At 71.5% G+C, this 20,667-nt stretch carries 21 protein-coding genes; 11 read left to right on the top strand and 10 right to left on the bottom strand.

Annotated elements, in window-relative coordinates; genetic code table 11:
• Positions 1-110: 110 nt before the first annotated feature.
• The gene (locus ACFXJ5_RS38460) at positions 111-956 is read right to left on the bottom strand and encodes a siderophore-interacting protein (protein WP_384642249.1); all 846 of its coding nucleotides are present in this window, start codon (positions 954-956) and stop codon (positions 111-113) included.
• Between the two features lie 31 nt (positions 957-987).
• Entirely contained in the window at positions 988-1,890 is a 903-nt protein-coding gene (locus tag ACFXJ5_RS38455; RefSeq protein ID WP_384642258.1) for a 5'-3' exonuclease H3TH domain-containing protein, read from the bottom strand.
• 212 nt (positions 1,891-2,102) lie between these two features.
• On the opposite strand from ACFXJ5_RS38455, the gene ACFXJ5_RS38450 reads away from it, so the two are divergent.
• From ACFXJ5_RS38450 to ACFXJ5_RS38440, 3 genes are read left to right on the top strand one after another with little or no spacing between them, the layout of a single operon-like run.
• Positions 2,103-3,128 (top strand): glycine betaine/L-proline ABC transporter ATP-binding protein, encoded by a 1,026-nt coding sequence (locus tag ACFXJ5_RS38450; RefSeq protein WP_384642247.1) that lies wholly within the window; start codon positions 2,103-2,105, stop codon positions 3,126-3,128.
• Positions 3,121-4,923 carry an ABC transporter permease/substrate binding protein gene (locus tag ACFXJ5_RS38445; RefSeq protein ID WP_384642244.1) on the top strand — a complete coding sequence of 601 codons (1,803 nt, stop codon included), beginning with the start codon at positions 3,121-3,123 and terminating at the stop codon, positions 4,921-4,923. Before ACFXJ5_RS38450 ends, ACFXJ5_RS38445 begins: the two co-directional genes overlap by 8 nt.
• Positions 4,924-4,967: 44 nt before the next feature.
• A complete protein-coding gene (locus ACFXJ5_RS38440) occupies positions 4,968-5,696 on the top strand; it encodes a helical backbone metal receptor (RefSeq protein WP_384642241.1) in 729 nt (242 codons plus the stop codon).
• 6 nt (positions 5,697-5,702) lie between these two features.
• On the opposite strand, the gene ACFXJ5_RS38435 is transcribed toward ACFXJ5_RS38440, so the two are convergent.
• From ACFXJ5_RS38435 to ACFXJ5_RS38420, 4 genes are all read right to left on the bottom strand, one after another.
• On the bottom strand, positions 5,703-6,668 hold the full coding sequence (locus ACFXJ5_RS38435) for a DUF2510 domain-containing protein (protein WP_384642255.1): 966 nt from the start codon (positions 6,666-6,668) through the stop codon (positions 5,703-5,705).
• 64 nt (positions 6,669-6,732) lie between these two features.
• On the bottom strand, positions 6,733-7,518 hold the full coding sequence (locus ACFXJ5_RS38430; RefSeq protein ID WP_384642239.1) for a 3-oxoacyl-ACP reductase: 786 nt from the start codon (positions 7,516-7,518) through the stop codon (positions 6,733-6,735).
• A 4-nt stretch (positions 7,519-7,522) separates the two neighbouring features.
• Positions 7,523-8,893, bottom strand: coding sequence for an aldehyde dehydrogenase family protein (locus tag ACFXJ5_RS38425; protein ID WP_384642236.1), 1,371 nt, complete (start codon positions 8,891-8,893; stop codon positions 7,523-7,525).
• Complete coding sequence (locus ACFXJ5_RS38420) at positions 8,893-10,269, bottom strand: glutamine synthetase family protein (protein WP_384642233.1); 1,377 nt, start codon at positions 10,267-10,269, stop codon at positions 8,893-8,895. Before ACFXJ5_RS38420 ends, ACFXJ5_RS38425 begins: the two co-directional genes overlap by 1 nt.
• 107 nt (positions 10,270-10,376) lie before the next feature.
• Between ACFXJ5_RS38420 and ACFXJ5_RS38415 the strand changes: the two genes are divergently transcribed.
• Positions 10,377-11,063 (top strand): gamma-glutamyl-gamma-aminobutyrate hydrolase family protein, encoded by a 687-nt coding sequence (locus tag ACFXJ5_RS38415; protein WP_384642230.1) that lies wholly within the window; start codon positions 10,377-10,379, stop codon positions 11,061-11,063.
• 33 nt (positions 11,064-11,096) lie between these two features.
• On the opposite strand, the gene ACFXJ5_RS38410 is transcribed toward ACFXJ5_RS38415, so the two are convergent.
• Both ACFXJ5_RS38410 and ACFXJ5_RS38405 read right to left on the bottom strand, forming a co-directional pair.
• Entirely contained in the window at positions 11,097-11,549 is a 453-nt protein-coding gene (locus ACFXJ5_RS38410; RefSeq protein WP_384642227.1) for a GNAT family N-acetyltransferase, read from the bottom strand.
• A gap of 388 nt (positions 11,550-11,937) precedes the next feature.
• Positions 11,938-13,140 carry an amino acid deaminase/aldolase gene (locus ACFXJ5_RS38405; RefSeq protein ID WP_384642224.1) on the bottom strand — a complete coding sequence of 401 codons (1,203 nt, stop codon included), beginning with the start codon at positions 13,138-13,140 and terminating at the stop codon, positions 11,938-11,940.
• Positions 13,141-13,271: 131 nt separating this feature from the next.
• On the opposite strand from ACFXJ5_RS38405, the gene ACFXJ5_RS38400 reads away from it, so the two are divergent.
• Entirely contained in the window at positions 13,272-14,252 is a 981-nt protein-coding gene (locus ACFXJ5_RS38400; protein ID WP_384642221.1) for a hypothetical protein, read from the top strand.
• Positions 14,249-15,460 (top strand): type VII secretion-associated serine protease mycosin, encoded by a 1,212-nt coding sequence (mycP, locus tag ACFXJ5_RS38395; protein WP_384642218.1) that lies wholly within the window; start codon positions 14,249-14,251, stop codon positions 15,458-15,460. The genes ACFXJ5_RS38400 and mycP overlap by 4 nt, the downstream gene beginning before the upstream one ends.
• On the opposite strand, the gene ACFXJ5_RS38390 is transcribed toward mycP, so the two are convergent.
• Positions 15,429-16,439 carry a serine hydrolase gene (locus ACFXJ5_RS38390; protein WP_384642215.1) on the bottom strand — a complete coding sequence of 337 codons (1,011 nt, stop codon included), beginning with the start codon at positions 16,437-16,439 and terminating at the stop codon, positions 15,429-15,431. The two genes, mycP and ACFXJ5_RS38390, sit on opposite strands and share 32 nt — an antisense overlap.
• A gap of 97 nt (positions 16,440-16,536) precedes the next feature.
• Between ACFXJ5_RS38390 and ACFXJ5_RS38385 the strand changes: the two genes are divergently transcribed.
• Positions 16,537-17,280, top strand: coding sequence for an SseB family protein (locus ACFXJ5_RS38385; protein ID WP_384642212.1), 744 nt, complete (start codon positions 16,537-16,539; stop codon positions 17,278-17,280).
• 34 nt (positions 17,281-17,314) lie between these two features.
• Here ACFXJ5_RS38385 and ACFXJ5_RS38380 read toward each other — a convergent pair whose 3' ends face one another.
• The gene (locus ACFXJ5_RS38380) at positions 17,315-17,677 is read right to left on the bottom strand and encodes a DUF1844 domain-containing protein (RefSeq protein WP_127358408.1); all 363 of its coding nucleotides are present in this window, start codon (positions 17,675-17,677) and stop codon (positions 17,315-17,317) included.
• A 314-nt stretch (positions 17,678-17,991) separates the two neighbouring features.
• On the opposite strand from ACFXJ5_RS38380, the gene infC reads away from it, so the two are divergent.
• The 4 genes from infC (at position 17,992) to ACFXJ5_RS38360 (ending at position 20,632) form a co-directional block, all read left to right on the top strand.
• Positions 17,992-18,717, top strand: a complete 726-nt coding sequence (gene infC, locus ACFXJ5_RS38375; protein WP_384642252.1) for a translation initiation factor IF-3 — start codon at positions 17,992-17,994, stop codon at positions 18,715-18,717.
• A gap of 111 nt (positions 18,718-18,828) precedes the next feature.
• Positions 18,829-19,023 (top strand): 50S ribosomal protein L35, encoded by a 195-nt coding sequence (gene rpmI / locus ACFXJ5_RS38370; protein ID WP_384642209.1) that lies wholly within the window; start codon positions 18,829-18,831, stop codon positions 19,021-19,023.
• Positions 19,024-19,121: 98 nt separating this feature from the next.
• Complete coding sequence (rplT, locus tag ACFXJ5_RS38365) at positions 19,122-19,505, top strand: 50S ribosomal protein L20 (protein WP_329320123.1); 384 nt, start codon at positions 19,122-19,124, stop codon at positions 19,503-19,505.
• A gap of 293 nt (positions 19,506-19,798) precedes the next feature.
• A complete protein-coding gene (locus tag ACFXJ5_RS38360; protein WP_384642205.1) occupies positions 19,799-20,632 on the top strand; it encodes a TrmH family RNA methyltransferase in 834 nt (277 codons plus the stop codon).
• The last annotated feature ends 35 nt before the right edge of the window (positions 20,633-20,667 follow it).

Below are 20,667 nucleotides of genomic sequence, written 5' to 3'. Positions count from 1 at the left end.
ACGCCTTTTTAATTCGCCCCCGACCCCCGATATCTTCACTCCATAAATAGTCGGCCGCGTATGATGTGTATTAGAGACTGGAACGGCGGCGCGGCCCTGCTCGACGTGTCTCAGCCGGCGGCGGTCTCCTGCTCGGCCTCGACCTGCTCGTTCCAGACCCTCTTGGACGACTGCCAGCCGTCCTCGTCGTGGCCGAGCCGCCAGTAGCCGGAGATCGACAGCCGCTCGCGCGGGATCCCCCGCTCGACCCGCAGCACCCGCCGCAGCTCCTTCACGAAGCCCGCCTCGCCGTGCACGAAGGCGTGCACATCGCCCGCCGGGAAGTCCAGCTCCGACACCGCCCGCACCAGCTTCTGCCCCACCGGGGCGCCGTCGCGGTGCAGCCAGACGATCTCGGCCTCCGCCGCCGTCTCCGGCTTCTGCTCGTCCGCCGGGCCGTCCACCTCGACGAAGGCGTACGCCTTCGCACCGGCCGGCAGCCGCTCCAGGGCGGCCGCGATGGCCGGCAGCGCGCTCTCGTCGCCCGCCAGCAGATGCCAGTCGGCGTCCTCGTCGGGAGCGTACGCGCCGCCCGGTCCGCCGAAGAACAGGTCGTCACCGGGCTGGACGCCGGCGGCCCACGGCCCGGCCAGGCCCTCGTCGCCGTGGTGGACGAAGTCGACCCACAGCTCGCGGGTGTCCGCGTCCCAGCGCCGCACGGTGTACGTACGCTGCCGGGGCCACTGGTCGCGGGGCAGCTCGGCCCGGACCCGCTGGAGGTCGAAGGGCTCGCCGTAGTCGACGCCGTCCAGCGGGAAGAGCAGCTTGATGTAGTGGTCGGTGTACGTACCCGCGTCGAAGTTCGCGAGCCCCTCGCCGCCGAGGACCACGCGAATCATGTGCGGGGTGAGTCGTTCAACGCGCTCGACGCGCCCCCGGTGCAGCTGTGGCGGCTTGCGCGCCGGACGATCTGCCATGTCGCACTCCCGTGTATTGAGTTAGGTAAGCCTAACTCAATACCGTCAGCAGCCGTTGCAAAGATCCTCCCAAGCCCCACTGCTCCGCCAGCGCCTCCAGCACCTCAGGGTCCTTCGGCTCGCCCGGCAGCGCCGGATCGAACTCCGGAAGCGGTACGTCACCCGCCACCCGCACCACCTTCGGCGCCACGGCGACGTAATCCTGCGCCTCCAGCAGCCGCTTGCGCTGCGCCGGGGTCAGCCTGGACGCGGGGTCCGCGGCGGCCGCCATGATCCCGGCCAGATCGCCGTACGCCTCGAGAAGCTTGGCCGCCGTCTTCTCACCGACCCCCGGCACCCCCGGCAGGCCGTCGCTCGGGTCGCCGCGCAGCAGCGCCAGGTCCGCGTAGCCCGAGCCGTCGACGCCGTACTTGGCGCGCAGCCACGCGCCGTCCACGAGATCCAGGTTGCCGACGCCCTTGAGCGGATACAGCACCCGCACTCCGCGCACGTCGTCCACCAGCTGGAACAGGTCGCGGTCACCGGTGACGATGTCCACCGGCCCGGCCGCCAGGCCGGTCAGAGTGCCGATCACATCGTCGGCCTCGTAGCCCGGCACGCCCACCCGCGCGATGCCGAGCGCGTCGAGGACCGCCTCGATCACCGGCACCTGCGGGGACAGCGTGTCCGGTACGACCTCGATGTCGGAGCCCTCGGGGACCTCCTCGGCCACCCGGTGGGCCTTGTAGGAGGGGATCAGGTCCACCCGCCACTGCGGCCGCCAGTCGGCGTCCATGCAGGCCACGAGGTCGTCGGGGGAGTGGTCGGCGACCAGCCGGGCGATGAAGTCCAGCAGCCCGCGCACCGCGTTCACCGGAGTGCCGTCCGGGGCCCGCACCGAGTCGGGCACCCCGAAGTACGCACGGAAGTAGAGGCTGGCCGAGTCCAGGAGCATCAGGCGTCGCTTCGTCACGCCCCTGATGATGCCGTACGGCGCCGACAGGCACCGGCAGGCGGGCGCAGGCAGGCTTCGGCAGGTGACCTCCGTCACGGAATGGTTTGCTCCGCTTCCGCCGGGGCAGCCGCAGGCCCGGAGCGGGCCAGGAACGCTCCACGACCTGCCAGCGGGGGCGGCGGGTCGCTTTTCGTGCGAGCCCAGAGGTGTATGTGTCCAGGCTGGAAGTCGAGCATCTGTACAAAATCTTCGGCAGGCGACCGGAAACGGCCGTCCGCCGGCTTGAGGAGGGAGCCGACCGCGACGAACTGCGCGACAGCGGCACCACGGCGGCGGTGATCGACGCCACCTTCGACGTCCGCGAAGGCGAGATCTTCGTCGTCATGGGCCTGTCCGGATCGGGCAAGTCCACACTCCTGCGTACCCTCAACGGACTGCTCGAACCCACCTCGGGACGGGTCCTCTTCGACGGCCACGACCTCACCGCCCTCGGCCCGCGCGAGCTGCGCCGCGTCCGCTCGCACGGCATCAGCATGGTTTTCCAGCACTTCGCGCTCTTCCCGCACCGCAGCGTCCTCGAGAACGCCGCGTACGGCCTCGAGGTGCAGGGCATCGACCGCGCCGAGCGCGAACGCAGGGCCACCGAGGCCCTCGAGCTCACCGGCCTGGCCGGCTGGGAGAAGTCCTGGCCGGACGAACTGTCCGGCGGCATGCAGCAGCGCGTCGGCCTGGCCCGCGCGCTGGCCACCGACGCCGACCTGCTGCTGATGGACGAGTCCTTCAGCGCCCTCGACCCGCTGATCCGCCGCGACATGCAGGACCAGCTCCTGGAACTGCAGAAGCGGCTGAAGAAGACCATCGTCTTCATCACCCACGACCTCAACGAGGCCATGCGCCTCGGCGACCGCATCGCCGTCATGCGCGACGGCCGCATCGTCCAGATCGGCACCGCCGAGGAGATCCTCCTCCAGCCCGCCAACGACTACGTCGCGTCCTTCGTGCAGGACGTCGACCGGTCCCGGGTCCTCACCGCCGGCGCGGTCATGAAGAAGTGCGCCACCGACGCGGACAGCTCCGGCCGGTCCGTCACCATGGACACCCCCATCGCGGAGCTGTGCGCGCTCAGCGCCGACAGCGACGAGCCCATCGCCGTACGGTCCGACGAGGGCGAGCTGAAGGGGCTGATCCCCCAGCAAACCCTGCTCGCCGCGCTCGCGGGGGAGGCCGCCCATGCCTAGGCTCCCCCTCGGCGACTGGGTCGACAGCGGCGTCACGTATCTCCGCGACCACTGCGCCTGGCTCTTCGACCTCATCACCACCATCGTCTCCGGCATGTACGACGGCCTCGACGCCGTCCTGCGCGCCCCCGAACCGCTGCTGCTGGCCGGCATCTTCGCCGTCCTCGCGCTGTGGCTGCGCGGTCTGACCGCCGGGGTCCTCACCTTCGCGGGCTTCGCGCTCATCGACTCCGTACAGCAGTGGAACGAAGCCATGGACACCCTGTCCCTGGTGCTCGTCGCCACCGTCATCACCATCGTGCTCGCCGTGCCGCTCGGCATCTGGTCGGCCCGCAACCGCACGGTCGGCGCGGTGCTGCGCCCGGTGCTGGACTTCATGCAGACCATGCCGGCGTTCGTCTACCTGATCCCCGGCATCTTCTTCTTCGGCGTCGGCCAGGTCCCCGGCATCATCGCCACCATCGTCTTCGCGATGCCGCCCGGCGTGCGCATGACCGAGCTGGGCATCCGCCAGGTCGACGGCGAACTCGTCGAGGCCGCCGAGGCGTTCGGCACCAGCCCGCGCAACACACTGCTGCGCGTCCAGCTCCCGCTCGCGCTGCCCACCATCATGGCGGGCATCAACCAGGTCATCATGCTGGCCCTGTCCATGGTCGTCATCTCCGGCATGGTCGGCGGCGGCGGCCTCGGCTCGTCGGTCTTCACCGCGATCAGCCAGGTCAACGTCGGCCTCGGCTTCGAGGGCGGCATCTCCGTCGTCATCCTCGCCATGTACCTCGACCGGGTCACCGGCTCGCTCGGCAGCCGCGTCTCCCCGCTCGGCCGGCGCGCCCTGGCCGCCGCCAACTCGCTGCGCAGGGCGCGCGTCTGGACCTACCGGCCGCACACCGCCGTCGCGATGGTCGGCGTCGTCGTGCTCGCGCTGGTGGCGGGCGGCATGAACGTCTTCGGCTCCTCGTCCACCGGGACCGCCGTCGCCGCGGGCAAGAACGTCGGCCACGGGCGTACGGTCAACCTCGGCTACATCCCCTGGGACGAGGGCATCGCCTCCACGTATCTCTGGAAGGAGATCCTGGAGGAGCGCGGCTACGCCCCCCAGGCCACCCAGTACGACGTCGGCGCGCTCTACACCGGCATGTCCACCGGCAAGGTCGACTTCGAGACCGACTCCTGGCTGCCGACCACCCACAAGTCCTACTGGGACAAGTACAAGAGCCACCTCGACGACTACGGCTCCTGGTACGGCCAGACCTCGCTGGAGCTCACCGTTCCCTCGTACGTCAAGGGCATCGACTCCCTGGCCGACCTCAAGGGCCGGAGCAAGGAGTTCGGCGGCAAGATCATCGGCATCGAGCCGGGCGCCGGCATGATGAAGATGCTCAACGACACCGTGCTCAAGAAGTACGGCCTCGACGGCGAGTACCAGGTCACCACCGGCTCCACCGCGAGCATGCTCGCCCAGCTCGACCGCTCCATCAAGGCGAAGCAGCCCGTGGTCGTCACCCTCTGGTCGCCGCACTGGGCCTACAGCAAGCACTCGCTGAAGAAGCTCAAGGACCCGCTCGGCGCCTGGGGCAAGGGCGACGGCGTCCACACGCTGGCACGCAAGGGCTTCGCGTCCGACGAGCCGCAGGTCGCCAAGTGGCTCAAGGACTTCAAGCTGGACGAGAAGCAACTGACCAGCCTTGAGGCGGCCATCCAGGACGCCGGCCAGAACCACGAGCAGGACGGCGTACGTACCTGGCTGAAGACGCAGCCCGGCCTCGTCGACAAGCTCGCCCCGGTCGCTGCCTGACCGTACGAGACCGTACGAAAGGGCTACCTGGATACGGTGGGGCGATGACCGATCGCCCCACCGTACGCCGCGTGGTCTCCCTCGTCCCCTCGCTCACCGAGGCCGTGGCGGCCACCGCCCCCGGCCTGCTGGCCGGCGCCACCGACTGGTGCACCCACCCGGCGGGCCTCGACGTCAAGCGGATCCGGGGCACCAAGAACCCCGACATCGCGGCGATCACCGCCCTCGCCCCCGACCTCGTCATCGCCAACGAGGAGGAGAACCGCGAGCCCGACCTCGCCGCCCTGCGCGACGCCGGCCTCAGCGTCCTCGTCACCGAAGTACGCGACCTGGACCAGGCCTTCGCCGAACTCCACCGCGTCCTCGTCGACGCCTGCGGCCTCCACCGCCCCGCCTGGCTCGACGCCGCCGAAGCCGCCTGGCGGACCCTCCCCGCACCGGTGCGGCGGCGCCGCGCCGTCATCCCCGTCTGGCGCCGCCCCTGGATGGTCCTCGGCCGCGACACCTTCGCCGCCGACCTCCTCGCCCGCCTCGGCGTGGACAACGCCTACGCCCAGCACCCCGACCGCTACCCCCGCATCCCGGTCGACGAGCTCAACGCGGCCGACCCCGACCTCGTCGTCCTCCCCGACGAGCCCTACCTCTTCACCCCCGACGACGGACCCGAGGCCTTCCCCGGCATCCCGGCGGCCCTGGTCGGCGGCCGCCACCTCACCTGGTACGGGCCGTCGCTGGTCGAGGCGCCGGCAGTGCTGGCCGCTGCGCTCGGGTGACCGGTGTCAGACGCCGGTACCGTTCGACGACCCGGTCGCCTTGATGCCCTTGGTGATCGTGTCCATCACGGACAGCTTCGGCGCCTTGGAGTTGATGTCGAAGCCGAAACGGACCAGCACCAACTGCTTGCTGCCGCTGGGCGAGGGGAAGACCAGCGACTCGACGTAGCCGTCGTCGCCCTTCTTGGTGACGACCTGCCAGCGGACCAGATAGCCCTTCTGCCCGGCGACGGTGACCGCCTCCGACGTGAGCTCCTTGTGGGAGCTGATCCCGCCGTAGACGTTGTCGCCGTACGAGGCCGTGGCGTTCGCCGAGATGTCCTCCTTGGCGGCCGCCTCCGCCGTGGTCGCCTTGATCTGCATCGCAGCGGCGGGATAGGAGTTCACGCCGCCGCGGACGCAGGTCTTCGAGGTGTCGCCGGGGCACTTGTACGAGCTGACGGACAACGACGGCAGACCGTACGAGTCGTAGCTGGACTTCCAGCCGTCCGGCACCGGGATGCTGATGCCGTCGAGGGCGTCGGCCGCGAAGCCCGGCTCGCTGCTGGGCTGGGTCGACGGCTGGGTCGACGGCACGCCGCCCAGGCCGCCGTCGCTGCCGCCGGAGCTGCCGTCCGGGGCCTGGCCGAAGGGGGCGCTGGCGGAGGGGGAGGGCTGGCTGCCGGCGGCGTTCTTGCCGCTGTTGCCGTTGTCCGAGGTGAGGGCGACGACGCCGCCGACGACGGCGGCCACAACGACGACCGAGGCCACGACGGCTATGGCTATGCGGCCGCCGCGGCGCCCTGAGGGAGCGCCGCCGGCGACCACATCACCGGGGTAGGGGGGATAGCCGGGGGCGGCCGTCGCGGCGGCCTGGCCCTGGGCGGTGCGGGTGTACTCGGTCCATTCGGTACCGTCCCACCACCGTTCCAGCGCTGGGGCGTCGGTGCCTGTGTGCCCGGGCTCGGGATACCAGCCGGGAGGGGTCGTCATCGTCACGGCGTCACTTTAAGTCCCTCAGCTTAAGATTCCCGTGAGAGGGCCGGTGGTCAGCGGGTTACAAAGGGGTCACGTATGCTCCCGCGATCCCGCCGTCCACCAGGAACTCCGACCCGGTGATGAACGACGAGTCGTCGCTCGCCAGGAAGGCGACGGCCGCCGCGATCTCGTCGGCCTCGGCGAAGCGCCCCAGCGGAATGTGCACCAGCCGCCGCGCGGCCCGCTCGGGATCCTTGGCGAACAGCTCCTGCAGCATGGGGGTGTTCACCGGCCCGGGGCACAGCGCGTTGACCCGGATGCCCTCCCGGGCGAACTGCACGCCCAGCTCACGGGACATCGCCAGCACACCACCCTTGGAGGCGGTGTACGAGATCTGCGAGGTCGCCGCGCCCATCACGGCCACAAAACTGGCCGTGTTGATGATGGAGCCCCGGCCCTGGCGCTGCATGTAGGGCAGCACCGCCTTGCAGCACAGATAGACCGACGTCAGGTTCACATCCTGGACGCGCTTCCACGCCTCGATGCCGGTGGTGAGGATCGAGTCGTCGTCGGGCGGCGAGATGCCCGCGTTGTTGAAGGCGATGTCGACCGACCCGAAGGCGTCGTACCCGGCCTTGAACAGCGCGTCCACCTGCTCGGCGTCGGTGACGTCCACCTGCACGAACAGGCCGCCGACCTCCTCGGCCGCCGCCTTGCCCGCGGTCTCGTCGATGTCGCCGCACACGACACGCGCGCCCTCGGAGGCGAGCCTGCGGGCGGTGGCGAGCCCGATGCCGCTGCCGGCGCCGGTGATCACCGCCGTACGGCCAACCAGGCGGCGGCACACTGCTGTTTCCTCGGTCACGTGATCAGTCCTCCGTGCTGATGAATACGTTCTTGGTCTCGGTGAAGGCGGCCAGCGCGTCCGGGCCCAGCTCACGGCCGAGCCCGGACTGCTTGAAGCCGCCGAAGGGCGTCCAGTAACGCACCGAGCTGTGGGAGTTCACCGACAGGTTGCCGGCCTGCGTGCCCCGGGCCAGGCGCAGGGCGCGGCCGATGTCCCGGGTCCAGATGGAGCCGGACAGGCCGTACGCGGTGGCGTTGGCCAGCCGCAGCGCATCGGCCTCGTCCTCGAAGGGGATCACGACCGCGACCGGCCCGAAGACCTCCTCGACGGCAATTCGCTCGCTCGCGTCGTGCGGGGTCAGGACGGTCGGCGGGTACCAGAAGCCCTTGCCCTGCGGCGCGCTGCCCCGGATGGCGACCGGCGCGTCCGACGCCACGTACGCCGAGACACGGTCGCGCTGCACTGCGGAGATCAGCGGTCCCATGTCGGTGGCCGGATCGGTCGGATCGCCGACCGTGACGGCCTGGACAGCGGGCTCCAGCAGTTCCAGGAAGCGGTCGTACGCCTGCCGCTGCACCAGGATGCGGGTGCGGGCGCAGCAGTCCTGCCCGGCGTTGTCGAGGAAGGCGCCCGGGGCGGCCTTCGCCGCCTTTTCGATGTCCGCGTCGGCGAAGACGATGTTGGGGGACTTGCCGCCGAGCTCCAGCGTCACGCGCTTGAGGCTGTCGGCGCACTTGGCCATGATCTGCTTGCCCACCGCCGTCGACCCGGTGAAGACGATCTTCGCCACCCCGGGGTGCTCGACCAGCGCCGCGCCCGCCACCGCCCCGGCCCCCGGCAGCACCTGGAAGAGGTGCTCGGGCAGCCCCGCCTCCAGGGCGAGGTCCGCGAGCCTGAGGGCGGTGAGCGGGGTGGTCTCGGCGGGCTTGAGGATCACCGCGTTGCCGGCGGCCAGCGCGGGCGCGGCGCCCCAGGCGGCGATCGGCATCGGGAAGTTCCAGGGCGCGATCACCCCGACCACCCCGAGCGGTTCGAGGAACGTCATATCAACGCCGCCCGGGACCGGGATCTGGCGGCCGCTGAGGCGTTCGACGCCCCCGGCGGCGTAGTCCAGCAGATCGCGGACGTTGCCCACCTCCCAGCGGGCGTTGCCGACCGTATGGCCCGCCTCCCGCACCTCGAGGGCGGCCAGCTCGTCGGCATGGCCGTCCACGACGGCCGCGAAGCGGCGCAGCAGCCGCGCCCGGTCGCCGGGCGCGAAGGCGGCCCACCCCGCCTGGGCCCGCGTGGCACGGGCGACAGCGGCGTCGACGTCCTCGGCGCTCGCGGCCGGGACGGTGGCGATCACCTCTTCGGTGGCCGGGTTGAGCACTTCGAGCACGGGGGACCTCATCACATGCGTTCGAAGGAGCGGTACCGCTCCCAGTCGGTCACTGCGGTGTCGTACGCATCCTGCTCGACGTGGGCCATGTTCAGGTAGTGCTCCACGACCTCCTCCCCGAAGGCCGCCACCGCGATCGGGCTGTCCCGCCACAGCTCGGCCGCCTCGCGCAGCGTCGCCGGCACATGCTGCGTGCCCTCGGCCGTGTACGCGTTGCCGGTGACCGGCGCGGGGAGGGTGAGCTTGTGCTCGACCCCGTACAGCCCGGCGGCGATCATGCCGGCGACCGCGAGGTAGGGGTTGACGTCCCCGCCCGGCACCCGGTTCTCCAGGCGCAGCGCGGACGGGCTGTGGCCGACCACCCGCAGGGCGCAGGTGCGGTTGTCCGGGCCCCAGGCGACCGCTGTCGGGGCGAAGGAGCCGGGGCGGAAGCGCTTGTAGGAGTTGATGTTCGGCGCGTACAGCAGCGAGAAGTCCCGCAGCCCGGCGAGCTGCCCGGCCAGGAAGTGCCGCATCGTCTCCGACATCCCGCCGGGGCCGTCCCCCGCGAAGACCGGGACGCCCTCGTCGTCCCGCAACGACAGGTGGATGTGACAGGAGTTGCCCTCCCGCGCGTCGTACTTCGCCATGAAGGTGAGCGCGCAGCCCTCCTGCGCGGCGATCGACTTGGAGCCCGTCTTGTAGACGCTGTGCTGGTCGCAGGTGGTCAGCGCCTCGTCGTAGCGGAAGGCGATCTCGTGCTGCCCGAGATTGCACTCGCCCTTCGCCGACTCCACCCGCATCCCGGCCGCACCCATTTCGTTCCGGATCCGGCGCAGCAGCGGCTCCACCCGGGCGGTGCCCAGCAGCGAGTAGTCGACGTTGTACTGGTTCGCCGGCGTCAGGTCGCGATAGCCCCCGGCCCAGGCCTGCTCGTACGTGTCCCGGAAGACGATGAACTCCAGCTCGGTCCCGACGTACGCCGACCAGCCGCGCTCGGCCAGCCGGTCCAGCTGGCGGCGCAGGATCTGCCGGGGCGAGGCGACGACCGGCGCCGCGTCGCCCTCCAGCCAGGCCAGGTCGGCGATGACCAGGGCGGTACCGGCGTCCCAGGGGGTGCGGCGCAGGGTCGCCAGGTCGGGCAGCATGGCGAAGTCGCCGTAGCCTTGTTCCCAGGAGGACATCGCGTAACCGTCGACGGTGTTCATGTCGGTGTCCACGGCCAGCAGGTAGTTACAGCCCTCGGTGCCGTGCTCCAGGACATCGTCGAGAAAATGGGCGGCCGCGAAGCGCTTGCCCTGCAGCCGGCCCTGCATGTCGGTGAAGGCGACGACCACCGTGTCGATCTCCCCGGTGTCCACCAGAAGCCGTAGTTCTTCGGTGCTGAGCGGGGCTGTGCGGTGCACCACGGGGGACCACCTCTCCTACCGGCCGTCAGAATGATCCAAAACTACGGGCTGAGGCACCGAGTTGGGTACGGTGCGAACAGAATTCCGCGCGTCGCCAGGAGGCCCACGTGTCACGTCCGCTGATAGGCGTCAGCACCTACCTCGAGCCCTCCGTGCGCTGGGGCACCTGGGACCTGCCCGCCGCACTCCTCCCGGTCGGCTACCCCCGCATGGTCCAGCGCTCCGGCGGCCTCGCCGCCATGCTCCCCCCGGACGACCCGGCGCACGCCGCCGCCACGGTGGCCCGCCTCGACGCCCTCGTCATCGCCGGCGGCCCCGACGTCGACCCCGCCCGCTACGGCGCCCCCCGCGACCCCCGCACCGGGCCCCCCACCCCGGAACGGGACGCCTGGGAGCTCGCCCTCATCGACGCCGCCCTGGCCGTCGGCCTGCCCCTCCTCGGCATCTGCCGCGGCATGCAACTCCTCAACACCGCCCTCGGCGGCACCCTCATCCAGCACCTCGACGGCCACCGCGGCCCCACCGGCGTCTTCGGCGCCCACACCGTCAAACCCGTCCCCGGCACCCGCTACGCCGCCCTGGTCCCCGAGGCCCTCTCCGTACCCACCTTCCACCACCAGGCCCTGGACCGCCTCGGCGACGGCCTCCTCATCAGCGCCCACGCCGACGACGGCACCACCGAGGCCGTCGAACTCCCCGGTGAACCCTTCGTCCTCGGCGTCCAATGGCACCCCGAAATGGCCGACGACAAACGGGTGCTGCGCGGCCTCGTCACAGCCGCAACCCATTCCTGACGCCGGACTCCGTCCGTCGTCACGGGGCGGGGCTCACAGCTGCAGTTTGAACCCCACGTGCGAGCCGGTGAAGCCCAGCCTCTCGTAGAACCGGTGGGCGTCGGTGCGGGCGTTGTCCGAGGTCAGCTGTACCAGGCTGCACCCCAGCCGCCGGGACTCCTCGATGGCCCAGGTCATCAACTCCGTCCCGAGGCCGGTGCCGCGGGCGTCGCTGTGCACACGTACCGCCTCGATGATCGACCGGGTCGTCCCCCTCCGCGACAGCCCCGGAATCACCGACAACTGGAGCACCCCCACCAACCGCCCACCCCGCTCCGCCACCGTGAGGTGCTGGTTCGGATCGGCGGCCACGCGCTCGTACGCCTCGTAATAGGGCGCCAGATCATCCGGCGTCTCCCGGCCGTGCCCCAGCCCGTCGTCGGCGAACATCGCGACGATCACCGGTATGTCATCGGCTGTAGCCCGCCGGAAGCGAAGATCACTCATGCCCGCACCCTATGCCGCGGCACGCCGTGGTGGCCGGGGGCTTTTCCCCGCCCGATTCCCGGTGCAGCCAGTGCCTGTCCGTACAGGCCCGGGGTGCCGGGTGGACACGGACGCGTGGTCCGGGCCAGTGACAGGACTTGCCGGACACAACCCCCACCAACCGGCAGTCGCCATCGGAACCGGAGGGGGTGGGGCGGGGTGGGTCCGTGGAGACGCTAAGGCGACGCAGAACGCCCAGTTCCGAGCGAGCGAGGAACAGGGCGGGCGAGGATAGCTGTCTCATAGGACCCACCCCGACACGCCCCCGACCCACCCACGAACCGAACGCGCCCCCGGCGCAGGGCGCACCGCGCCCAGGCGCAGGGCGCACCGCGCCCCGCCGCCCCCGCTACAGGAACGTCTTGCCCTCGCCCCGGTACGTGGGGACCGTGCCCACGACGCGGTCGCCCTCGATGAGCTGGAGGGAGTCGAACCGCTCGCAGAGCTCGCCGGCTTTGGCGTGGCGGAACCAGACCTTGTCGCCGAGGAGGAGGTCGTCGGCGACGGAGCCGATGAGGGGGGTCTGGACTTCGCCGGGGCCTTCCTGGGGGTCGTAGCGGAGGCCCTCGGGGAGGTAGGGGACGGGGAGGCGGTCGGGGCCGGCGGCGCCGGACGCGGGGTAGCCGCCGCCGAGGACGGTGACGATGCCGACGCCGGGGCGCCGGACGACGGGCTGGGCGAAGAGCGCGGCGGGGCGGCCGTGGAAGGAGGTGTAGTTGTCGAAGAGGCGGGGGACGAAGAGGCCGGAGCCGGCCGCGATCTCGGTGACCGAGTCCTCCGCGGCGGTGTGCTGGACGCTGCCCGTGCCGCCGCCGTTGACGAACTCGAGCTCGGGGGCGACCGCGCGCACCGCCCGCACCACCTCGGCCCGGCGGGCGGCCAGCTCGCGGCGGGCAGCCGCCTGCATGAGCCGGATGGCCCGGGACCGGAAGGGCCGGCCCGCGACGGAGTCGCCGACGCCCGCGACGTGGCCCTCGTAGGCCATGATGCCGACGAGCCGGAAGCCGGGCCGGCGGGCCACCTCCCGCGCCAGCTCCGCGAGTTGTGCGGGCTCGCGCAGCGGCGAGCGGAGGGCACCGATCCGTACCCGGCCGCCGAGGAGCCGCAGCGACGTGTCCAGCTCTATGCAGACGCGGACGATCTCCGAGCCGCCACCCCGCGACGCGTCGATCAGGTCGAGCTGCGCCACGTCGTCGACCATCACCGTGACCGCGCCCGCGAGCTTGGGATCGCCGGCCAGCTCGGCGAAAGCCGCCCGGTCCGCCGACGGATAGGCCAGCAGGACGTCATCGAACCCGGCGCGGGCCAGCCACAGCGACTCGGCCATCGTGAAGGACATGATCCCGGCGAAGCCCTCCCGCCCCAGGACCCGCTCCAGCAGGGCGCGGCAGCGGACCGACTTGGACGCGACACGGATGGGCTTGCCGCCGGCCCGGCGCACGAGATCCGCGGCGTTGGCATCGAAGGCATCGAGGTCGACGATGGCCACCGGCGCGTCGAGGTGTGCCGTGGCCCGGTCGTACCGGACGCGATCGGCTGCGCGATCAGACATGCGGGCAGCTTGCCAGAATGCCCCTACTCAGCGGTAGGGGCAACCGATCCCGCCCACCTGAGAATTACCCGTCCGGTAACCCGTAGAGTGACGCGCATTCTGTGACAACGCATCTGACGAGGGGGCGCCGGGTGAGCACCGGAGTCGACCGTGGGGGATCCGGGCCGCATCCGGCGCCGCCGCACCCGGGCTTTCCGCCACCGCGTACGCGCCCGATACCCCCGCCCCCGCCGCATCCGCCGCGGTACCCGGCGCAGCCGCTGCCCGCCTACGCGCAACCGCAGCCCGCCTACGCGCAGCCCCACGCCCCCACCCAGCACGCCGCCCCGCGCCCCCGGCGGACCGCGACGGCGGCGCTGTGCATGGTGCTGGGCCTCGGCCTGCTAGGCGGCGCGGTCGCGGGTGCCCTGATCAACCACGGCGCGGCGGCCGACGAGCCGACCCCGGCGGAAGCGTCGGCCAGCGCCTACAGCGCGACCCGGGGCCTGTGGCACAGCACGCCCGTGGACACCCTCTTCCCGCGCACCGTCAAGGGCCGCGCGGCCGGCCCCGGCGGGGCCGACCGGACGTGGACCCGGATCGGCGTCGCGCCGGAGAGCGACTGCGCCGACGCCTTCGACCCGCTGCTCGCCAAGGTGCTGGACCCGCTCGGCTGCCTCCAGTTGCTGCGGGCGACCTACACCGACGCGACGTCCACCGATGTCACGACCGTGGGCATCCTGATCACCAAGGCCGACGCCACCACCATGCGCGCCCTGCACAACCGCTGGAACAACGAACACCTCGGTTCCCGCACCGATCTGCTGCCCCGGCCGGTCGCCTTCGCCGGCACCGCGGCCTCGGGCTTCGGCGACAAGCAGCGGGCCTCCTGGACCGTCGATGTCTCGGCGGACCTGCCGGCCGTCGTGTACGCGGTGAGCGGCTTCGCCGACGGCCGCGAGATCGCCGTCCCGCAGGCCGCCGCATCCGCCACCGCCGACGGCGCGACCTCCGCCCCCGCCCAGGCCGGCCTCGGCAACACCGCGCAGGCCCTGGCCGACGCGGTGGACGCCCGGGTGCGCACGGCGGCCAGGGCGCTCACCCCTTCGGCGGGCTCGGAGCCGTCGCGGTGAGCCGCGCCCTGCGCCGTACGGCCGCCGCGCTCGCCGCCCTTGCCGCGCTGGCGGCATCGGCCGCCCCCGCACACGCGGACGCCGTACGGGACGCCGACTGGGCGCTCAACGCGCTGCACGCCGAGCAGGCCTGGCGTACGACCAAGGGCCAGGGCGTCACGGTCGCCGTCCTGGACACCGGGGTCGACGGGACCCATCCCGACCTCACCGGGCAGGTACTCGCGGGCAAGGACATGGTCGGCTTCGGGGCGAAGCGCGGGGGCAGCTCCTGGGCCCGGCACGGCACCGGCATGGCCGGGATAATCGCCGGGCACGGCCACGGCGTGGGGCGGGCCGACGGAGTCCTCGGCATCGCGCCGGAGGCGAAGATCCTTCCCGTACGGGTGATCCTGGAGGACAAGGACCCGCAGCGGAAGAAAGCCCGCACCACACGCGGCGGCGCGCTCGCCGAGGGCATCCGCTGGGCCGCCGACCACGGCGCGGACGTCATCAACCTCTCGCTCGGCGACGACAGCAAGACCGCCCACCCCGAGCCGCAGGAGGACGAGGCGATCCAGTACGCCCTCGCCAAGGGCGTGGTCGTCGTCGCCTCGGCCGGCAACGGCGGCCAGGAGGGCAACCGCGCCTCCTACCCGGCCGCCTACCCCGGCGTGATCGCCGTCGCCGCCGTCGACCGGTACGGCAACCGCGCGGACTTCTCCACCAGCCGCTGGTACGCCGCCGTCGCCGCACCCGGCGTGGATGTCGTCATCGCCGACCCCGACCGGCACTACTACGAGGGCTGGGGCACCAGCACCGCGTCCGCGTACGTCTCCGGGGCGGCCGCTCTGATCCGCTCCGCCTACCCCCGGCTGAGCCCGGCCCAGATCAAGGAAGTCCTGGAGGACACCACCCGGGACAATCCCGCCGGCGGCCGCAGCGACGCCGTTGGCACCGGCCTGATCGATCCGGCTGCCGCGCTGGAGGCCGCCCGCAAGCTCAAGGCCGACGGGCCGACGCCGACCCCGTCGGCGTACGCGCAGCGGTACTTCGGCTCCGGGCCGATCGCCGCCCGCCTGTCGGCGGGGGAGGACGAGGGCGCCGGGCTGGGCGACGGGATCGCGGTCGCCTTCGCGGTCGCGGGGAGCGGGCTGACCGCCGCGGCGGTCGTGATGTGGCGGCGGCCACGACAGGCGACTAGGAACTCGCGTCGTCCGACGCCTTGTTGAAGGCCTTGACCGCGGCCTGCGCGGCCTCCTCGACGAGAGCCACGCCCCGGTTCATCGTGGTGCTGCCTTTGGAGGTGACCGCGACGAGGTAGGTGTGGCCGTCCGAGGTGACCCGGCCGATGCTGTTGATGTCCCACAGGCCGGTCGTCGTGCGCTGCAGCCAGCCGTTCTTGACCTCGAAGTCCCCGGTCGAGGCGCTCGGCACACCCCAGTCCTGGGAGGTGTTGACCTGGCCCATCAGGCCCTGGAGGTAGGACTGCGAGGCGGCGCTCAGCACCGAGTCCTTGCCGAACACCACCTTCAGCAGCCTCAGTTGGTCCGCCGCCGAGGTCTGCGTGAGGCCCCACAGCAGGCCGCTGCCGCCGGTGGTCTCCTTGAGGCCGAAGCGCTTGTTGGCCGCGTTGAGACCGGTGGCCCCTCCGATGTCGTTCCACAGCGCGCTGGCCGCCGTGTTGTCGCTGTTCTCGATCATGATCTTGGCGTTGGCCTTCTCATGGGCCGTCAGATGACGCCCGGCGTCCTGCGCCTGGAGCAGAAGCGTCGACAGGATGTCGACCTTGACGATGCTCGCGGTGTCGAAGGTGCCGCTGCCGTATACAGCGCTCTCGCCCGACGTCGTGTCCAGGATCGCCACCGAGTAGTGGGCGCTCGATCCGCCCTCCACGTCGGCCAGCCCCTTGCTGAGCACCTTGTCCCAGTCCACCACTGCCCTCACCGGTGCCTTCACCGCGACCGCCCTCGCGTACCCCTGACTCGGCGTGGCCGAGGGCGAGGGTGACTCCGGCGCCGCGGCCCCGGCTGAACTGCGGGTCTGTGCCTTCACGTATGCGGTCGTACCCAGTCCCGTACCCAGCAGTACGGTGGTCGCGACCGCGGTGAATATGACGGGGCGCGCCTTGCTCGCGCGTGAGCGGCGGCCGACCCTGCGCCGCCGCGAGGGTTCGGCACGGTCCGCGCTCTCAGGGATCTCGGATGCCATGTTCCGCGACGCTAGGTATCGAACCTACGTGCCCCATAGGAACCAGGTAAAAATCGTGTGAGAAATTCACATCTGGAATGCGGGCTACCCTCGACCCGTGGCGCTCAAGAACATCCCTGATTCCGGCTTCTCCGACGACGACGGCACCGCCGACCCCAGGCTCGCCGCCGCGCTCTCCGCGTACGACGCGAACCCCGCCGACCGCACGGCCGAGGGCGAGGTGCTCACCGCACTCCGGGACGCGCGGCTGCTGGTGCCCGTCGTGGCTCTGCTGGGAGAGGTCGAGACGGGGGCCGACGGCCTGCGGCGTGAGAAGACCAGCGACATGGCCGTGCCCACCATCCAGGCCGCCGACGGCCGCCGCGCTCTCCCCGCCTTCACCTCAACGGAGTCACTGGCCCGCTGGCGCCCGGACGCCCGGCCCGTCGCCGTCCCCCTGGGGCAGGCACTCCAGGCCCTGGCGCACGAGAAGGCCGACACCCTGCTGATCGACATGGCCGGCCCCGTCCCGTACGCCCTGGCCGGACACGCGCTGCGCGCCGTCGCCGAGGGCCGCGATCTGCGTGACCCCCTCGCCGACCCTGCCGTACGCGACGCGGTCCGCGCCGCAGTCGCCGCCGAGCCCGGCGTCGTACGGGCCTATCTGGTCCCGGCCGACGGCACCGACGGAACCCTCGGCCTGGTGACGGCGGAAGGCACCGCCGTACGGGAGGTCGCCCAGCGCGTCGCGACCGCCCTCGCCGGCGACGACATACTGCGCGGCGCCCTGCGGCGCGGCCTCGACCTCGCCCTGCTGCCCGCCGAGGCGAAGCTCCCGGGCGAGCCGCTCTTCAGCCGCTGATCCCCCGGCCGCCGATCTTTCAGCCGCCGATCTTTCAGCCGTAGACGGGACCGGTGAACTTCTCGCCGGGGCCCTGGCCGGGCTCGTCGGCGATGACAGAGGCCTCGCGGAAGGCGAGCTGGAGGGACTTGAGCCCGTCGCGCAGGGGACCGGCGTGGTAGGAACCGATCTCGGGGGCGCCGGCGGTGACCAGGCCGGCGAGGGCGGTGATGAGCTTGCGGGCCTCGTCCAGGTCCTTGTGGTCCGAGCCCTCCTCGGCCAGGCCGAGGTTGACCGCTGCGGCGCTCATGAGGTGGACGGCCACCGTGGTGATCACCTCGACCGCGGGGACGTCCGCGATGTCGCGGGTCATGGTGTCGAAGTCGGGGCGGTCGTTCTGCGGGGTCGCGTCGCTCATGCCTCACACGATAGGCCCCGCGCGGCCGATTACGGACTGCGGTCGAACGCTGGTATGCTTGACGATTGACCGGCTGGACACCCTGCGAGCCTCGTGCGAGCGGACCATTCAGCCCACAAGTGGAGGCTCCGATCTCCCACCTGGCCGACCGAAAAGGTCGGCGGGTCCCGGTCAGGCGGTGTGCGTCCTACCCAGGACGTGCGGCCGCCCGATGCGCCCCGCGGGGAATACCGCGGCGGTGCTCCCGGTTGTGAGGAGCCCCGCCTGTGACCCGTTTCGGGGCGTTTTTTGCGCCTTGGTACGGGGTCGGACGGATAACAAGTGACGTAAACGCGGCTGTCGGCCAGTCAGTCGCGTGGTGCTACCGAGGAGGCCCCATCAGCGCCGAGCCCCGCATCAACGACCGGATTCGCGTCCCAGAAGTGCGACTCGTCGGTCCCAGCGGCGAGCAGGTCGGCATTGTGCCGCTTGCCAAGGCCCTGGAACTCGCGCAGGAGTACGACCTGGACCTGGTCGAGGTCGCGGCGAACGCACGTCCGCCGGTCTGCAAGCTCATGGACTACGGGAAGTTCAAGTACGAGTCGGCCATGAAGGCCCGTGAGGCGCGCAAGAACCAGGCGCACACGGTCATCAAGGAGATGAAGCTCCGGCCGAAGATCGACCCGCACGACTACGACACCAAAAAGGGTCACGTCGTCCGGTTCCTCAAGCAGGGCGACAAGGTCAAGATCACGATCATGTTCCGTGGCCGTGAGCAGTCGCGGCCCGAGCTGGGTCACCGGCTGCTGCAGCGGCTCGCGGGTGACGTCCAGGAACTGGGCTTCGTGGAGTCCGCGCCCAAGCAGGACGGCCGAAACATGATCATGGTTCTCGGTCCGCACAAGAAGAAGACCGAGGCCATGGCCGAGGCCCGCGAGGCGCAGGCCGCCCGCAAGGCCGGTCGCCTGCCGGAGAACCCGTCGGACGTCGAGCAGCAGGCGTACGACGACGCCCTCGCTGCTGAGGCAGCCGAAGCCGACGAAGCCGCCGACCAGAGCTGACGGCGTAAGCCAGACCCCGGAGCACCCGCTCCGGGATTGCAATGAAGTACTGACGCTCTCCGTCCGCTTCCGGGCGGACGGGAGGGCCAGCGACGAGGAGACTACGGCGCCATGCCGAAGAACAAGACCCACAGCGGTGCGAGCAAGCGATTCAAGCTCACCGGCTCCGGCAAGGTGATCCGCGAGCGCGCCGGCAAGCGCCACCTGCTCGAGCACAAGCCGTCGAGCAAGACCCGTGCCCTCAGCGGCACCGTCGTGCTGTCCAAGCCCGACGCCAAGAAGATCAAGAAGCTTCTCGGCAAGTGACGGCCGCGCCCCCACCGGGGCGCGTCGCACTGAACCGGGACCTATCCGTTTTTCGGGCCGCGTGAGCATCCCCGCGGTCCCTCACTAGGAGTTATCAAGTGGCACGCGTCAAGCGGGCAGTCAACGCCCAGAAGAAGCGTCGGGCGATCCTCGAGGCCGCCAGCGGCTACCGCGGTCAGCGCTCGCGCCTGTACCGCAAGGCCAAGGAGCAGGTCACCCACTCCCTGGTCTACAACTACAACGACCGCAAGAAGCGCAAGGGCGACTTCCGTCAGCTGTGGATCCAGCGCATCAACGCCGCTGCCCGCGCCAACGGCATCACCTACAACCGCTTCATCCAGGGCCTGAAGGCCGCCCAGGTCGAGGTCGACCGCAAGATCCTCGCCGAGCTGGCCGTCAACGACGCCCCCGCCTTCGCCGCCCTCGTCGAGGTTGCCCAGAAGGCGCTCCCCGCCGACGTCAACGCTCCGAAGGCCGCGTAACGCTGCGCTGACGGGCCCGCAGGCTCTGCCTGCGGGCCCGATGTGCGTCGGGGCTCCACCCTTGGCCCCCGGGTTTGTGGGTAGGCCGTCCGCCTTGGGGGTCCCCCTGCACGAAGTGCTTGGGGGAGGAACTGGGGCTGGCACGGCCCGGCCACCGGCGGAACGTCGCCGACGCACCCCCGGCCACCCGCCGTCGGAGTGGCGCACCGTTGCCGGGTGCGGGTGGGTTGGGCCCACCCGTCCCGCCCAGCGGGACGACTGCCCCCAACCCCACGAAATGAGAGCCCCGCACCATGCCCGGCCCTGAGCTGACGTCACTCCGGTCCCCGCGCGTTGTCGCCGCACACCGCCTGGCCAAGCGCAGCTTCCGCGGCAAGGAGCGCCGCTTCATCGCGGAGGGCCCGCAGGCGGTCCGCGAAGCGATCCCGTACCTGATCGAGGTGTACGCGACCCCGGACGCGGCCGACCGCCACGCGGACATCGTCACGGCCGCCGCCGAGGCACGCGTACCGGTCCTCACGGCGACAGCCGAGGTCATCGCGGAGATGTCCGACACCGTCACCCCCCAGGGCATCGTCGGCCTCTGCCGCTTCCTGGACACCCCGTTCGAGGACATCCTCGCCGCCCGCCCCCAGCTCGTGGCCGTACTGGCCAATGTCCGGGACCCCGGCAACGCCGGCACCGTTCTGCGCTGCGCGGACGCCGCCGGGGCCGACGCGGTGGTCCTCACGGACGCCTCGGTCGACCTCTACAACCCGAAGGCCGTACGGGCCTCGGCCGGCAGCCTCTTCCACCTCCCGGTCGCCGTCGGGGTCCCCGTGGAGACCGTCGCGGAGGGGCTGCGCGCCGCGGGTGTGCGGCTGCTGGCCGCCGACGGTGCGGGGGAGCGGGACCTGGACGCGGAGCTGGACGAGGGGACGATGAGCGGGCCGACGGCGTGGATCTTCGGGAACGAGGCGTGGGGGCTGCCGGAGGAGACCCGCGCACTCGCGGACGAGGTGGTGCGCGTGCCCATCCACGGCAGGGCCGAAAGCCTCAACCTGGCGACGGCCGCCGCTGTGTGCCTGTATGCCTCCGCCCGCGCGCAGCGCGCTCCCGGAGGGTGCCGCTCCGTAACAATCAGCTAGTAAGGTGGCGCCCCGGGGGCCCTGGAAAGGGGGTA

The sequence above is a fragment of the Streptomyces sp. NPDC059373 genome (assembly GCF_042751495.1).
Classification (GTDB): Bacteria; Actinomycetota; Actinomycetes; order Streptomycetales; family Streptomycetaceae; genus Actinacidiphila.
Note: the sequence above shows the minus strand (reverse complement) of the source record. Positions and strands in the feature narration are given on the sequence as shown.

What these genes read in the sequence shown, in the direction of transcription:
- ACFXJ5_RS38460 (WP_384642249.1), bottom strand. Translation starts at nt 956, where the DNA reads ATGGCAGATCGTCCGGCGCGCAAGCCGCCACAGCTGCACCGGGGGCGC.
- ACFXJ5_RS38435 (WP_384642255.1), bottom strand. Translation starts at nt 6,668, where the DNA reads ATGACGACCCCTCCCGGCTGGTATCCCGAGCCCGGGCACACAGGCACC.
- ACFXJ5_RS38390 (WP_384642215.1), bottom strand. Translation starts at nt 16,439, where the DNA reads ATGGCATCCGAGATCCCTGAGAGCGCGGACCGTGCCGAACCCTCGCGG.
- ACFXJ5_RS38410 (WP_384642227.1), bottom strand. Translation starts at nt 11,549, where the DNA reads ATGAGTGATCTTCGCTTCCGGCGGGCTACAGCCGATGACATACCGGTG.
- rpmI (WP_384642209.1), top strand. Translation starts at nt 18,829, where the DNA reads ATGCCGAAGAACAAGACCCACAGCGGTGCGAGCAAGCGATTCAAGCTC.
- ACFXJ5_RS38440 (WP_384642241.1), top strand. Translation starts at nt 4,968, where the DNA reads ATGACCGATCGCCCCACCGTACGCCGCGTGGTCTCCCTCGTCCCCTCG.
- ACFXJ5_RS38455 (WP_384642258.1), bottom strand. Translation starts at nt 1,890, where the DNA reads ATGCTCCTGGACTCGGCCAGCCTCTACTTCCGTGCGTACTTCGGGGTG.
- ACFXJ5_RS38360 (WP_384642205.1), top strand. Translation starts at nt 19,799, where the DNA reads ATGCCCGGCCCTGAGCTGACGTCACTCCGGTCCCCGCGCGTTGTCGCC.
- ACFXJ5_RS38380 (WP_127358408.1), bottom strand. Translation starts at nt 17,677, where the DNA reads ATGAGCGACGCGACCCCGCAGAACGACCGCCCCGACTTCGACACCATG.
- ACFXJ5_RS38425 (WP_384642236.1), bottom strand. Translation starts at nt 8,893, where the DNA reads ATGAGGTCCCCCGTGCTCGAAGTGCTCAACCCGGCCACCGAAGAGGTG.
- ACFXJ5_RS38445 (WP_384642244.1), top strand. Translation starts at nt 3,121, where the DNA reads ATGCCTAGGCTCCCCCTCGGCGACTGGGTCGACAGCGGCGTCACGTAT.
- ACFXJ5_RS38405 (WP_384642224.1), bottom strand. Translation starts at nt 13,140, where the DNA reads ATGTCTGATCGCGCAGCCGATCGCGTCCGGTACGACCGGGCCACGGCA.